General features: G+C 61.4%; 13 protein-coding genes. 5 read left to right on the plus strand and 8 right to left on the minus strand.

Going from position 1 to position 13,751, the window contains the following annotated elements; translation table 11 throughout:
- Positions 1 to 155 precede the first annotated feature (155 nt).
- Positions 156 to 401 (plus strand): hypothetical protein, encoded by a 246-nt coding sequence (locus tag M0D67_RS35275; protein WP_154559996.1) that lies wholly within the window; start codon positions 156 to 158, stop codon positions 399 to 401.
- 21 nt (positions 402 to 422) lie between these two features.
- Here M0D67_RS35275 and M0D67_RS35280 read toward each other — a convergent pair whose 3' ends face one another.
- The gene (locus M0D67_RS35280) at positions 423 to 1,673 is read right to left on the minus strand and encodes an arsenic transporter (protein WP_171927506.1); all 1,251 of its coding nucleotides are present in this window, start codon (positions 1,671 to 1,673) and stop codon (positions 423 to 425) included.
- Between the two features lie 259 nt (positions 1,674 to 1,932).
- On the opposite strand from M0D67_RS35280, the gene M0D67_RS35285 reads away from it, so the two are divergent.
- The 3 genes from M0D67_RS35285 (at position 1,933) to M0D67_RS35295 (ending at position 3,774) form a co-directional block, all read left to right on the plus strand.
- Entirely contained in the window at positions 1,933 to 2,487 is a 555-nt protein-coding gene (locus M0D67_RS35285; protein ID WP_171927507.1) for a cytochrome b, read from the plus strand.
- A gap of 96 nt (positions 2,488 to 2,583) precedes the next feature.
- Positions 2,584 to 3,147 (plus strand): YceI family protein, encoded by a 564-nt coding sequence (locus M0D67_RS35290; protein ID WP_171927508.1) that lies wholly within the window; start codon positions 2,584 to 2,586, stop codon positions 3,145 to 3,147.
- 48 nt (positions 3,148 to 3,195) lie between these two features.
- On the plus strand, positions 3,196 to 3,774 hold the full coding sequence (locus tag M0D67_RS35295) for a YceI family protein (RefSeq protein WP_154560000.1): 579 nt from the start codon (positions 3,196 to 3,198) through the stop codon (positions 3,772 to 3,774).
- A gap of 76 nt (positions 3,775 to 3,850) precedes the next feature.
- Here M0D67_RS35295 and M0D67_RS35300 read toward each other — a convergent pair whose 3' ends face one another.
- From M0D67_RS35300 to M0D67_RS35315, 4 genes are all read right to left on the minus strand, one after another.
- On the minus strand, positions 3,851 to 5,200 hold the full coding sequence (locus tag M0D67_RS35300; RefSeq protein ID WP_266241654.1) for a DUF1254 domain-containing protein: 1,350 nt from the start codon (positions 5,198 to 5,200) through the stop codon (positions 3,851 to 3,853).
- Positions 5,201 to 5,213: 13 nt separating this feature from the next.
- A complete protein-coding gene (locus M0D67_RS35305; RefSeq protein ID WP_171927510.1) occupies positions 5,214 to 6,536 on the minus strand; it encodes a DUF1254 domain-containing protein in 1,323 nt (440 codons plus the stop codon).
- Complete coding sequence (locus tag M0D67_RS35310) at positions 6,529 to 7,872, minus strand: MFS transporter (protein WP_266241655.1); 1,344 nt, start codon at positions 7,870 to 7,872, stop codon at positions 6,529 to 6,531. Before M0D67_RS35310 ends, M0D67_RS35305 begins: the two co-directional genes overlap by 8 nt.
- A gap of 155 nt (positions 7,873 to 8,027) precedes the next feature.
- A complete protein-coding gene (locus M0D67_RS35315; protein WP_171927512.1) occupies positions 8,028 to 8,936 on the minus strand; it encodes a LysR family transcriptional regulator in 909 nt (302 codons plus the stop codon).
- Between the two features lie 247 nt (positions 8,937 to 9,183).
- On the opposite strand from M0D67_RS35315, the gene M0D67_RS35320 reads away from it, so the two are divergent.
- Complete coding sequence (locus M0D67_RS35320; protein WP_171927513.1) at positions 9,184 to 9,909, plus strand: DeoR/GlpR family DNA-binding transcription regulator; 726 nt, start codon at positions 9,184 to 9,186, stop codon at positions 9,907 to 9,909.
- A 66-nt stretch (positions 9,910 to 9,975) separates the two neighbouring features.
- On the opposite strand, the gene M0D67_RS35325 is transcribed toward M0D67_RS35320, so the two are convergent.
- The 3 genes from M0D67_RS35325 to M0D67_RS35335 all read right to left on the minus strand — a co-directional run bounded on the left by M0D67_RS35325 (position 9,976) and on the right by M0D67_RS35335 (position 13,707).
- Positions 9,976 to 11,034, minus strand: coding sequence for an ABC transporter permease (locus M0D67_RS35325; RefSeq protein ID WP_154560006.1), 1,059 nt, complete (start codon positions 11,032 to 11,034; stop codon positions 9,976 to 9,978).
- A 15-nt stretch (positions 11,035 to 11,049) separates the two neighbouring features.
- The gene (locus M0D67_RS35330) at positions 11,050 to 12,606 is read right to left on the minus strand and encodes a sugar ABC transporter ATP-binding protein (protein WP_171927514.1); all 1,557 of its coding nucleotides are present in this window, start codon (positions 12,604 to 12,606) and stop codon (positions 11,050 to 11,052) included.
- Between the two features lie 96 nt (positions 12,607 to 12,702).
- Positions 12,703 to 13,707, minus strand: a complete 1,005-nt coding sequence (locus M0D67_RS35335; RefSeq protein WP_171927515.1) for an autoinducer 2 ABC transporter substrate-binding protein — start codon at positions 13,705 to 13,707, stop codon at positions 12,703 to 12,705.
- Positions 13,708 to 13,751 lie beyond the last annotated feature (44 nt).

The raw sequence follows: 13,751 nt of genomic DNA on the forward strand, positions 1-13,751 counted from the left end.
GTTAGCTCGACATCGTGGACGCGTGGTACGGCGCTTGCTGCACTCTTCACCACCGTCAGGCGCGCCCATTAGTCGGACCTATCTGTCCAGCTACCGGCGTCTGGCTCGCACGCGCTTGATCGCCCGTCCACTTCCTCTTCTGGAACTTTAGTTAGATGAGCTATCACGACATAGACAAAGAAATCGCCCATCTCGAACTCGTCTTCGGGAAGATTTCCACCACCGATCGCATTCCACTGTCGTATTGGCGCAATCGGCTGGGCATGTTTCCCAAAACGTTGCTGATGACGACACAGCGCGCCCGCCTCGCGCGGCTCGAAGCCGCCCTGCGCTCACTCGAGCAGTCCGCGCAAACGCCGGCAGCCGAGCGGCCCATGCGAGCGACGGGCACCCGGTCATGACGCGTTGCCCTTTATTTACCCTTAACCGATCAGGATCCGCGCGGCGAGCGCTAGCGCGAGGGCGGGCAGCATCACCACCACGCCCACTTTGAAAAACTTCATGAAGCTCACGTCTTCGCCTTCGCGGCGAATTGCGTTGAGCCAGAGGATCGTTGCGAGCGAACCGGTGATCGACAGGTTCGGACCCAGATCGACGCCGATCAGCAGCGCGTCGATCACGCGCTCAGGACTATGCGCCTGCATCACGGTCGAACTGGCGACCAGACCCGCCGGCAGGTTGTTCATCAGATTGCTGCCGATCGCGATGACGCTGCCCGCCCAGCCAGCCGTCGTGGCTTCACTGTGTTGCGTCGCATCTTGCAGCAGATGGACGAATGTCTTGATGACGCCGGTGTGATCGAGCATCTCGACCAGCACGAACAACGCGGCGACCAACGGCAGCACGCTCCACGATATTTCCCGGATCATCGGCAGCGGCGATTTGCGCTCCTGGATCAGCACGACCGCGGCGGTCAGCGCGCCGAGTATCGCGGTGGGCAGGCCGAGCGGGACATCGAAGGCGGACACTGCCAGCAGCACGACGGCCGTCACCGCGATACCCGCAAGCGCAACGCGCCCACTCGACGACAACTCGAGTGGTTCGAGATCGGCCTCGCAGGTGCCGGCGAGCGCGTCGCGCTGAGTCCAGCGCAACAGCACATAGGTCGCGACGATCGACAGCAGCGAAGGCAGCGTGAAGCGGATCAGCCAGGCGCCGAGCGCGGGCGTGTGATTGCCGTACAGTACGATGTTGGCCGGATTCGAGATCGGCAGCACGAAGCTCGCGGCATTCGCAATGAACGCGCAGACGAAGAGCAAGGGCAGCGGAGGCGTCTTCGCTTTTTTGGCGGCGGCAAAAACGGCAGGCGTGAGCACGACCGCGGTGGCGTCATTGGAAAGGAAAGCGGTGATGACCACGCCGACCAGGTAGACCAGCAGAAAGAGCTTTCGCGGCGATCCTTTGGCGTGGTTGACCGCGAAAACGGCGACCCAATCGAACAGACCTTCGCGGCGCCCGACTTCGGATAGCAGCATCATGCCGACCAGGAAGAGGTAGACGTCCGTGCCTTTGCCGACTGCCTCGACGGCCAGATCGACGGGAAGCAGGCCCAGCGATACGAGTAAAAGCGCGCCGGCGACGGCCCACACGGCCTCGGGCCATTTGAACGGGCGGGTGATGACGCCAGCCGTGGCGGCTATGGCAATACCCCAAGACAGGAAGACGGAATTCACCAAGCAGGTCCTTGATTCTGATTGCGCGCAAGCGCGGATTTTGTAGCGATTAAGCCGGAAAATTAACACAGTGCCACGTCTTTTCAGCAAATCAGACCGCCACTCGGCTTTATTTCATCCCCATTAGCGTCACGGCTAGAACAATCTGTTCTCTTCTCCTGGTCTATTCAATTTTCATTGGCATCCCTACTATCCGCATTTACACGCGACACACCGCACGCGGCACGCGGCTCGCACCACGAATAGTGAGCATGAACCCATGAATCCCCGTCCTTCAGACGTCAAGCACTACAGCGGCCCTGCCGTCGCATTGCACTGGCTAATCGCATTGCTGATCATCTGCGGGTTCTATATCGGCTGGATCATGACCGATATCCCTGGCTTCACGCCTACCAAGCTGAAGTACTTCTCGTGGCACAAGTGGATCGGCGTGACGGTCTTCGTGCTGGCCGTGGCGCGCGTGCTGTGGCGCGCCACTCACCGCGCGCCGGACCTCGATAGCGCTACGCCCGCATGGCAGAAGGCTGCGGCCCATCTCGTGCACGGCGTGCTCTACGTTCTGATGCTGGCAATTCCGCTGTCCGGCTACTTCTATAGTTCGGCCGCAGGCATTCAGGTGGTGTACCTCGGCATCGTGCCGCTACCCACCTTCATCGGCCCGGACCAGGCGCTCAAGGCAAGCCTGCGCACGGTCCACGTGCTGCTCAACTACACGTTGCTGGCACTCGTTGGGATGCACGTACTCGCGGCGCTCAAGCATCAATTTGTCGACCGCGACGGATTACTCGCACGGATGATTCCGTTCCTCAAATAACACACGAGCGACGGCCGATTGGCTACAGCCTGTTGGCAATCTAATTCCCAGCGGTGCGCAATCAGCGCGCGTGGGTTCGATAGGATGCGTACCACTATGAAATCAAACTTTTACCACTCCATTCTGGCCGGCGTCGCCGCCTTCTCATTCTTCGGCGCAGGCCTCGCGCACGCCGATGTCGACACGAGCAAAAGCACTGTCGTCGCCACGACGAAGCAGATGAACGTGCCGGTGGACGGCAAATTCAAAAAATTCTCGGCGCAACTGAATTTCGATCCCGCCAAGCCGACCGCCGGCAGCGCCAATGTGTCGATCGACACCGGCAGCTACGACCTCGGTGCCGACGACTACAACAAGCAGGCCCAGGGCAAGGAATGGTTCGATAGCGCGACCTATCCGGCCGCGACGTTCGTCTCGAGCGCGATCGCGCCGGCCGGCGGCAATCAGTACAAGATCACCGGCAAGCTCACCATCAAGGGCAAATCGCAGACTGTCGTGGTGCCGGTCACCATCGCCAGCCAGGGCAACACGCAGACCTTCGACGGCGCATTGCCGATCAAGCGTTCGCAGTTCGACGTCGGGACGGGCGAATGGAAAGACACGTCGGTGGTCGCCGACGAAGTCGTCATCAAATTTCACATCGTTGCTTCGAAGAAGTAACGGAATACACCTAAGCGTCACAGCACTTTCTGAAACCTGGAGAATAACTTGAAGAAACAACTTTTGCTCGCCGCTGGCGCGCTGACCGCAGCCATGTCGTTCAACGCAATGGCCGCCGATACGTATCAGCTTGACCCGATGCACACCTACCCGAGCTTCGAAACCGACCACTTCGGCGGACTGTCGAACTGGCGCGGCAAGTTCAAGAAGAGCAGCGGCACCGTGGTGCTGGATCGCGCGGCGAAAACCGGCACGGTGGACGTGACGATCGATATGAGCTCGGTGGATATCGGTAACGACAAGCTCGACTCGGAACTGGTCACGGACAAGTTCTTCGACGCCGCCAAGTACCCGACCGCGACCTACAAGGGCACGCAGATCCGCTTCGACGGCGACAAGCCCGTGGAAGTGATCGGCACGCTGACCATGCATGGCGTGACCAAGCCGGCCAACCTGAAGATCGAATCGTTCAAGTGCATCATGAACCCGATGCTCAAGCGCGAAGTGTGCGGCACCGAATCGACCCTGACGTTCAATCGCGACGATTTCGGCGTCGACTTCGGCAAGACCTATGGCTTCAAGATGCTGACCACACTGAATATTCAGGCTGAAGGCATCAAGCAGTAAAAGCTGCTCCCCTGTAGCTTGCGGCAGGCGGCGGAATAACTCCCCGCCTGCCCGTTCGACGTCACGACGTGACCATTTACTGTCGCTCAACAGGCGGATAGGCGAACGTGAGCGAAAGATGCGGGGCTCGCGGCACGTAGAGACGCAACGCCAGATAGAACCCTGCAGACGGCGCCGGTAACCAGTTGCTACGCAGCGCGGGGTCCACAGGCTCCTTTGCAGAAATGGCGATACGCAAACCTCCGTCGCTGTCATAGCGCAGTCCCTGCGTACGGTCGCCAATCGAATAGCGCTGAAGCGGATTTTCGACGAGCATTCGCGTCGTCTTGTCGTACATCGTAATTGACCAGAACGCGTCAGTTTGCGGCAGCGCCTCCGGCAGGAAGTGGAGCAGGTATTGCATGCGTCCGTCGAGCGGCGCGTCCGCGGCATCGCGATCGGCGATGATGTACATGGCTTCTTCGACCCCAAGCGCGCCAATATAGTTGAGCGCAACCTGCGCCCGTTCGCGATACCGGGTACCGAACGAATCGCTCACAGCGACAGGCAGTGCCCACCCGCCCCCCAGCGCGGACGGCAACGCCCCGCTCAATTCATCAAGCGCTTCTGTCAGCGCCCTTTCGATCGCATCGTGTTGCTGATGACTCAACGCGTCCGCATCCAGACCCGGGCCGATGCCGCAGATGGCGAAGCACGCGAGATCGTCCTCGGCTCCAGCAGGTGGAGGGCATTCCGCCAGCGCACGATTGACCACGCGCACGAATAGCGTGGTGTCCCCTGGCCTGTCACCCGGTTGCATACCCGCATCGATCAGGCTGGGCACCCTCGCACCGGAACCAGGCAGTGGCCGTAATTTCAGACGATCCTGTAGTGCAACCACTTGCGCGACATCGTCCGCGCCATCCACCAGAATGCGTCCGATCAACCACGTACTGTCCGTCGGGCAGGCAATCGCCTGTACACCGTCCGGCACCGTGCCGTCCCAGTCGGGACCGTGCAGCAGAAATACCCCACCGTCGTTTCCGGTGGTCCGGGTGCCAACATAGGCAAACGGGTTGGTATAGAAATCCAGCAGGCCCAGCACGAAATAGCGCCCCAGCATGGGTGGCACATCCAGCAGCAACGGGCCATGAGCAAGATCGAGCCAGGTGCTCGAGTAAAGGGTGTCGTTATTCGGCGTGACCACTTCCCGATTCCGGGGACCCAGCGGTTCTCGCGTGTGGACCCATTGATTGGCCCATCGCCAGGTTGATTCCGGCGAGCCGCCGGCAAAGTGACCCGCGCTGTCGCGCCGCGCCGAGGTCGCGGATCGCATGCGCGACATTTCGTAAAGCGGCAGGGTGAAGAGCACGGCTGCACGCGCGGCGGCGACGAGGTCCTGGTTTTCCGCCAGCGTGGCTTGAGCGTGGGTATCGAACGTAGACATAGGTTAGTTTCAGTTAGCAGTTGAGATTGCGGACAGCCGGAATCTCGTAGCGGTTTTCAAGGAACGCCGCGCGAGGCTGATAGAGCCGAAGGATCAGATAGAACCGCGCTGAGGGAGCGGGAAGCCAGTTCGCCTCAACGGCTGGCGCGTCGTGCTGGATGAGAATGCGCAGGCCGCCGTCCGCTTCGTAGCGTAGGCCCTCGGTTCGATCGCCAATCGCGTGACGCGCGAGCGGATTCTCGACGAAGAAACGATCCGCGCCGTAAAGCGAGATCGACCACAACGCGCGCACCGGCGGCAGGCCACCCGGCGGGAAATACAACTCGTAGCGATGGCGCCCGTTCAGGTGCTCGCCCGCGCCATCGAAATCGGCTACGGCGTAGACGGCCTCAGTCGCGCTGAGTGCGCCTAGTCCCTTCATGGCCGTGCAGGCGCGCAGCAGATAGTCGCTGCCATAGCGGCCGAGCTTCAGGTTGTAGCCCCAACTGCGCCGCCCACGGCTTTCGGTGTGAGCGGCGATCAGCCGGTGAGCGTCCTCATAAGCGAGTTGCAAACCGCGTCGCACGAAGGGCGAAAGCATCTCAACATCGATCGGTTTGCCGGGGTACAGGTCGGCGCGTGCGAGGAGGCCGAACAAAGCCGTTTCGTCAGCGCGTGGTGGCACATCTTGAAGCGCATTGAACAAGTTCTGGAAAAAATCAAGCGCCGGCTCGGTGCTCGCGCGCCAGTCTCGCACGCAGGCGAATCCCACTGCGTCACGCCCGCTGAGAGCAAATCCTGACGCTGCCTGCTGAGCCTCAGGCAAGTCATCGTCTCCCTTGACAAGCACGCGCCCCAGCATCCACACGAGGGGCGTCGGGCAAGCGATCGGCTCTGCGTTCAGGCTCGCGGGTGCTGCCTCGCTCGCGCGATGCAGCACGTACCGTTTGCCGGAAGAGCCCGCGTTAAGCGGACTCAAATTGACGAAATTGTTGGTGAACGCATCAAGCAACTCGATGACGTAATACCGGTCCACGTCCACCGCGGGAATGTCCAGCACGACCGGACCGTCAGTGAGATCGATCCACGCGTTCAGATAAAGAAAGTCGTTCGCTGGTGTAACGATGTCGCGATCCTGATGTGTCCAGCGGCGCATGCTTGCGTGGATCGAATTGAACGGCGCACGCAGGGGGCTCGTCGAGACGGGAGATGTATGCATTGCACACGTACGTATCACCTCGACAAGCGGATAACCATATATGGCAACCGGCGCCGCGGCCATCCTGACGAACGCCACCCTGGGGTCGTCGTCCTGCGTCGAAATTGCCTCGCGTGTCTCTATCGCATTGCTATTCATGAGTGTTCCGTACAAAAGTGGTCGGGATCGCGCCGATCTGCGCGCAGGTCGACGCCAGACACGCAAAGCGGCGCCGGTCTCCGGCCGGGTCTACCAGGCACGCCGACGCGACGCCCGCGACCACGGCGAACCCGCCGGCCAGTGCGATGCCCAAGCGATAGCCCGTTAAGGCGTCGCCAGCCACGTCGATGATCTGGCCCATGACAGCCGGCGTAATGAGTCCCGCCAGGGTGGTCACGCAGATATTGATGCCGAGCACGCCCCCGCGCTGACGGGCGGGCACCACCTCGCCCGCCAACGCGACACCCGTCGTGAAGGCAAACGACGCGAGCGAGAAACCGACCGTCACGGCGGCGATCAGCGCCGCACCAGGCGGCAATACCGGCATCAGAAGGAGTGCGCTGCCCGACACCACGACGGCCGCCGCACCCAGCGTGCCCCGCGCATGACGGCTGGCGATGCCGCGCTTCATCAAGCGTTGCGACCACCAGCCGAGCAGCGGCGCCATGACCATCTGGCCGAACGCGGGCAATACAACAATCCATCCCACTTGCATCAGCGAATAGCCCGCTACTCTGACCAGATAACTTGGCAGCCAGATCGTCGAGAGCGCGAGCACGACGTACGCCGCAAATCCGGACAGATTGCAGCCAAGGCATGTGCGCGATAGCAGCAATACGCGTAGCGGTATCTTTTCCTCCAGCGATGCGGCCTGCGCGACCAGGGCGCCGGGCGCACGATCGCCGGCCGATTCGAGCGGTCCTTCACGGCCGATAGCGAGCCAGACGATGCTCCAGACGAGACCCACCACCGCGAGGGTCAGGAAGGCCGCGCGCCAGCCAAAATTCAGAATGATTGCGGTAATGACGGGCGCGATGAACCCGGCCCCGAACGCCGCGCCGATCGTCAGCAGCGCGGTCGGCAAGGTCCGCTCCGCGTCCGGAAACCATTTGTAGAGCGAGTGAATCGCGACTGGATAAGCGGGACCTTCGCTCGCGCCGAGCAGTATTCGCGACATCACAAGCGTGGTGGGCACCGCGGCGAGGAGCAGCGGCGCCTGCGACACGGACCAGACGACGGCCATGGCCAGCAACAGCCAGCGGGTTTTCACGCGGTCCGACAACAGCCCGACCAGCAGAGACGAAAGCGAAAACAGCAGGAAAAAGCTGGCGGCGATGCGCCCGAACTGGGTATGCGTCAGGCCGAGTTCGCGCATGATCGGCTCGGCTGCAAGCCCCATCAGCGCCTTATCGGCAAAGTTGATCGCCAGGAAAAAAAACAGGCCGGTCACCACGATCCACCGGTGACGGACGTCGTGCGTCGAGAGTTGCATCATGTCTCCAGTCGCGGCTATCCGGGACGTCGCCCTCAAGCTGAAGGCGGCCTCGTTGCCGCGTCGAAGACATTGAACGATGCCTTGATCAATAAGACAATTGCATAGTTTTCATCGAATTAATGTGTTTTCAACATTTATTCGACTGGGTGCCGCGTTCACGCAGGTTTCACCGCCGCCACACGCTTGATGGCCATGATCGCCTGCTCGGCTGCCGGCGAAAGCGTACGTCCAGCCAGATGGACGATTGCGAACTGCAGCCACAGATGCGACCGGGATGGCACCGACAGCGCGACCAGACCGGCCGAGCGCTCCCGTTCCCAACCCGACTGCTCGGTGAGCAGCAGCAGCGCATCCGTCTTGCGGGCGTACTCACGCAGCACGTTGACGTCGTTGCAGGTCAGGTGAAACTCCATTTCCTGTGTGGGCGGAAAACGCAACCACTTGCGCAGCGACTCGCGCATCGCCTCCGGCAGCGGAACCGATACGACGGGATAACCTGAGAGTTGCTGTACCTCGATCGGATCGTGCTGGGTCAGTGGGTGACCCTCGCGAACAAACCAGGCCGCTCGATGCCTCGGCAATGCAATGACCTCGAGCTTGCTGCTCGACGGCACGCCGCGAATGTCGACGATCAGAAAATCCAGTTGCTCCGCGTGTAACAACTCCAGCAGATTCTTCCAGTTGTCGACGGCGGCGTTGATGCGCAGATTCGGATGGCTTTGGGCGAGTTCGTCCAGTGCAGCGGGCAACAGCATCGCAGCCGGATAAGGCCCGGAGCCAAAGTTCACCGAACCGAGATCGTGGCTTTTCAGCAAATCCACGTCGCGCAACAGGCAGCGTGCTTCGAACAGGACCTTCCGCGCGCGCTGCACGACCGTCTGGCCGGCGGGCGTGATGCGTACTTCGCGGGTGCTGCGGTCAAACAGCACCATGTCCAGATGCTCTTCGATGGCCTGAATACTTCTGCTCAGCGCCGGCTGACTCAGATGGACGCGCACGGCGGCTCGCGCAAAGCTGCCCTCTTCTGCGAGCGCAACGACGTGTTCGAGTTGGCGAAGATTCATGGGATCGGGAGGAATAGTTGGATTTCGGCCGCGCTCGTTCAGGTGCGGCGTGACGATGCATCGGAGTCTCACATAGTTCGGCTCGGCGGCAGACCCCGTTCTTCGCAACACGCCCCGTTTTCGAGGCTTAAACCGAGGCTCAAACAGGCTCGCCGCGCACGCGACCTCTTGTTATAATTCTCTCATCAACGCGAACAAAACATAACGCGCCTCCACACTGCGCTCCACACTACGCGACAGGACCTCCATGCTGAAACCCGACCGCCTCCGCGCCCTCGCCGATGCGCTGGCCAGGCAGAACGTGATGCGCCTGCGCGACGCCGCCAGTCTGCTGGACGTATCGGAGATGACTGTCCGGCGCGATATCGCAGGCAGTCCGGAACGATTCACGTATCTCGGCGGCTACATCGTCAGCGCGACCGACGTACCCAATAACGCCGGCTATTCACTCGAAGAAGAGAAGGATCATTTCGCGCAGGCCAAGGCGGAAGCCTCCGCGATTGCGGCGAAACTCGTCGTCGACCACGAAACGATTTTCATCGATTGCGGTACGACGCTCACCACGCTTGCGCGCCTGATTCCGCTCGAACGTCACGTCACTGTGGTCTGCTATTCGCTGAATGTGGCGGAGATTCTGCGGCGCAAGCCGAATGTACGGATGATTCTGCTGGGCGGCGTCTACGTGCCCTCGTCAGATTCGTTTGCGGGCGAAGAGAGTCTGGAGATGCTGCGCCGCATGGGCATCAACAAGGCGTTCATTTCGGCGGGCGGTGTGGACAACGCGCGCGGCGTGACGTGCTGGAACTTTCACGAAGTCGCGCTCAAGCAGGCGGCCATGGCAAGTGCCGTCGAACGGCATCTGGTCGTGGACCAGAGCAAGTTCGGCGTCGTCAAGGCGGTGCGCTTCTCGCAAATCGACGACTTCGATTCCATCATCACCGAGAAAGGCCAGGAGCTTCGCAAGCGCAAATGAATGCGCTAGCCGCACGCCGTCGCGTCACGGTGCCGGTGAGCGGCCGACGTGACTGGCTTTCAGTCTTCAGCTTTTGCGCTGCAATGCGAACAGCGTCCCGGCGATCAGAATGAACGCGCCGATGATCACCTTCTGCCAGGTGCTCGGCACGCCGACCAGAATCAGCACACTGTTGATCAACGTGACCAGCACCACACCGAGCAACGTGCCGGCCACCGTACCCGTTCCCCCCGTAATGCGCGCGCCGCCCAGGATCACCGCGGCGATCACATCGAGCTCCGAGCCGACCAGATCGAACGGATTCGCGAGCCGGTTGTTCGATACATGCAGAATGCCCGCTATGCCGGCGAGCATGCCGGTATAGCCGAACACGAACAGATGGATCGCGCGCAGGTTATAGCCGAGCCGCTCGGCAATCGCGAGGCTGCCGCCCATTGCATAGACACCGCGTCCCATCATGGTCCGGTTCAACAGCCACCACGTGACACCGGCGGCCGCCACCAGCGCCAGCACCGAAACAGGCAGCACCGCGCGCAGGCCTTCGCTGGTGTGATAGAAAAACAGCGGAATCCGGCCGAAGTGATCCATGCTGTGCGGAATGTTCATGAAGAACGTCGTGCCGATGAACGTCAACAGCAGGCCGCGATACAGATACTGCGTGCCGATCGTGACGATCAGTGAAGGCGCTTTCAAGCGATGCACCAGCAGGCCGTTGATGAGACCCAGCAGCACGCCGCCCAGCGCGCCGGTGATCAGGATCAGCGCGAACGGCGCGTCCGGCCACCAGGCAAACACCGCCTTGGTGATGCCGTACATCGTCAGCGCGGCGATCGCCGTGAACGAAACGTCGATGCCGCCGGACGCCAGCACAACAAGCGTGCCCAGCGCGAAAAGCGACATCGTGGTGGCCGAATGCAGCAGATCGAATAGCGTCGCCAGTTGAAAGAAGCGCGGATTGATCGCGCCGACAATCAGGCATGTCGCCGCGATCAACGCGACGGTGAACCATTCGGGGTTGCGCGAGAGCCTGGCCCACAAGGTGGGCGGCTTGACCTCGGGTGCGACTTCGACAACGGTCGGGGTGGTCATGGTCTGGTTCATGCGCGAAGGGATCCGCGAGTTCATGGGTATCGGCGTCCTTTATGCAGCTTCCGAAAGCAGCGCGTGATACAGGTCGGCTTCGCTCAACGTGTCGGCCTGATACTCGTTGGCCACACGCCCCTTCTTCATCATCAGGATGCGATCGCAGTTCTGCAGCAACTCGGGCAGATCGTCGCTGATCAGAATGATGCCGATGCCGCTTTGCGACAGGCGCTGCATGATGCGGTAGATGATGTCTTTCGATCCAACGTCGACACCGACCGTCGGTCCATGCAGAATCAGCACGCGCGGATCGATGGCGAGCCAGCGGCCGATCAGCACGCGCTGCTGGTTGCCGCCCGAGAGCGATTGCACGGGTTTGTCGACACCGGGCGTCGCGATCTGCAAGTCTTTCACCGTCTGTTCCGCGAGCGCCTGCGCGCGCGTGCGATCGATCTGGCCAAAGCGATCCCGCAAGCTGGAGATCATTGCCGTGATCACGTTGTCGCGGATCGACTTGTCGAGAAACAGCCCTTCGTTCAGGCGGTCTTCGGGCACATAGCCAATGCGATGATGTTTCGCGTCCGAGGGCGTGCGCAATGCAATCGCCTTGCCGTCGAGCAACACCTGCCCCGATTGCGCCGCCGCAACACCCGCGAGTGCGCGCGCGAGTTCGTTGCGCCCCGAATCGAGCAAACCAGTGACGCCGAGAATTTCACCTCGATGCAGCGCAAACGACACGTCACTGAACTGGCCCGCACGCGTGAAGCCGCGCACGTCGAGTACGACATCCTGGCCCAACGTGCCTTCACGATAGCGCTCGTTCGTCAGATGGCGTCCTGTCATCAGTTCGCTGATCTGCGCTTTGGTGAATTGCGCGATCGGTCCCTGCGCCATCTTCTGGCCATCGCGCAGCACGATGACTTCGCCGCCGATCGCATAACACTCATCGAGCTTGTGGCTCACGAACAGCACCGTCACGCCCTGCGAGCGCAGGTTCGCGAGCACGGCGATCAGATTGTCGACTTCTTTCTGCGTGAGCGACGTGGTGGGCTCATCCATGATGACGAACTTTGCCTCGCTGGCAATCGCGCGAGCAATGGCAACGAGCTGACGCGTGGCGAGCGGCAATTGCTCGATCAAGGTCGCCTGAAACTCGGCGTCGCCGGGCAGGCCGACCGATTCCAGCGCGCGCGCTGCCGTGCGCGCGAGCGCGCGCCGGTCGAACGTCCGCGCAAGCCGGCCTTCGTGCGTGGCCAGCTCGGCGGTAAGCGCGACGTTTTCCGCCACGTTCATGTTGGGCAGCAGAGAGAGATCCTGATAGACAGTTTCGATTCCTGCGGCCAGCGATTCCAGTGCGGACAGCCGTGCATGCCGAACGCCTTCGATCACGAGTTCGCCTTCGTCGGGCGGCTGCGCGCCGGAGATGATCTTGATCAGCGTGCTCTTGCCGCAGCCGTTCTCGCCGAGCAGGTGATAGATCTGACCACGCTCGAACGACAGGCTCACGCCGCGCAATGCATGCACGCCGGTGAAACGCTTGTGCACGCCGACCACCTGCAGAAACGGCTGCGAGGTGTCGGACTGCGGCTGCGAAGACGATACGTCTTGATTCATGATGGCGAGTCGCAAGTTAAGGCGTGCCCACACGGGCACGCCTTGAAGGAAGCCCCCCGAGGGGGACGCCGTGACACATGAAGCAAAAAAACTCGATCAGAACGGATACTGCTTGTAGTTCGACTTGTCGACGTTCACCCAGCCCTGACCGCGCACGATGATTCCTTTGCCCGGCCCCTTGGCGACGGTGACTTTGGTGTAACCCGGAATGCCGAGATCGGCGCCGTTCTCGACCGTCTTGCCGTCGATCAGCATCTGCGCGACCTTATTCATCGCGATGCCCGCGAGCTTCGGATCCCAGAACGCAATGCCGTTGATCGCGCCGCTCTCGAGGAACTTGCCGGCTTCCGTCGGCAGGCCCGTACCGTAGACACAGATCTTGCCCTGCATGCCGGCTTCTTCCACCGCGCGGCCGATGCCGATCACGTCGAGCGAGGACGAACCCTGGAAGCCCTTCAGATCCGGATGCTTGCGCAGCACTTCTTTCGCAACTTCATAGGCGCGCTCGCCGTCATTATTGGTTTCGAGTTTCGGTTCGACCAGATCCATCTTCGGATACTTGGCCTTGGCGTTGCCGATCCCACCGTCGGCCCATTGCACCTGCGAGCGGCTGCCCAGCGAACCAACCAGTGCCACCCACTTGCCGTCGTCGTGCATGCACGAGGCGAGACGTTCGTTCAAGCCGGCGCCGTAGGCCGTGTTGTCGAATGCTTCGATGTCGACCATCGTGTTCTTCGCGTTGTCGGCCTCGTGGGTCACCACCTTGATGCCGCGATCCATCGCCTTCTTCAGCGCCGGTTCGAGCGTCGGCGGATCGTAGGGCACCACGGCAATCGCGGTGACCTTCTTCGCGATCAGGTCTTCGATGATCTTCAGTTGCTGTGCCGCATCCGCGCGGCCCGGACCGGTCTGATACGCGTTCACGCCTGGGTTGTCCTTTGCGAATTGCTTGACGCCGTCGTCCATCCGGTTGAACCAGTTGATGCCGGTCACCTTGACGACCGTGACGATCGTCTCGTTGATTGCAGCCTGTGCAGCGGCGATCACGCCTACGGTAAGAGCGCCTGCTGCAAGCGCGGCACCCAGTCGAGTCAATTTCATGCGATGTCTCCTGTATCGTTCGATGTAGTTCGATGTCGCCCCAC

The sequence above is a fragment of the Paraburkholderia sp. SECH4 genome, from assembly GCF_030511745.1.
Taxonomy (GTDB): Bacteria; Pseudomonadota; Gammaproteobacteria; order Burkholderiales; family Burkholderiaceae; genus Paraburkholderia; species Paraburkholderia madseniana.

What these genes read in the sequence shown, in the direction of transcription:
- M0D67_RS35275 (WP_154559996.1), top strand. Translation starts at nt 156, where the DNA reads ATGAGCTATCACGACATAGACAAAGAAATCGCCCATCTCGAACTCGTC.
- M0D67_RS35285 (WP_171927507.1), top strand. Translation starts at nt 1,933, where the DNA reads ATGAATCCCCGTCCTTCAGACGTCAAGCACTACAGCGGCCCTGCCGTC.
- M0D67_RS35290 (WP_171927508.1), top strand. Translation starts at nt 2,584, where the DNA reads ATGAAATCAAACTTTTACCACTCCATTCTGGCCGGCGTCGCCGCCTTC.
- M0D67_RS35300 (WP_266241654.1), bottom strand. Translation starts at nt 5,200, where the DNA reads ATGTCTACGTTCGATACCCACGCTCAAGCCACGCTGGCGGAAAACCAG.
- M0D67_RS35305 (WP_171927510.1), bottom strand. Translation starts at nt 6,536, where the DNA reads ATGAATAGCAATGCGATAGAGACACGCGAGGCAATTTCGACGCAGGAC.
- M0D67_RS35310 (WP_266241655.1), bottom strand. Translation starts at nt 7,872, where the DNA reads ATGATGCAACTCTCGACGCACGACGTCCGTCACCGGTGGATCGTGGTG.
- M0D67_RS35315 (WP_171927512.1), bottom strand. Translation starts at nt 8,936, where the DNA reads ATGAATCTTCGCCAACTCGAACACGTCGTTGCGCTCGCAGAAGAGGGC.
- M0D67_RS35320 (WP_171927513.1), top strand. Translation starts at nt 9,184, where the DNA reads ATGCTGAAACCCGACCGCCTCCGCGCCCTCGCCGATGCGCTGGCCAGG.
- M0D67_RS35325 (WP_154560006.1), bottom strand. Translation starts at nt 11,034, where the DNA reads ATGAACTCGCGGATCCCTTCGCGCATGAACCAGACCATGACCACCCCG.
- M0D67_RS35330 (WP_171927514.1), bottom strand. Translation starts at nt 12,606, where the DNA reads ATGAATCAAGACGTATCGTCTTCGCAGCCGCAGTCCGACACCTCGCAG.
- M0D67_RS35335 (WP_171927515.1), bottom strand. Translation starts at nt 13,707, where the DNA reads ATGAAATTGACTCGACTGGGTGCCGCGCTTGCAGCAGGCGCTCTTACC.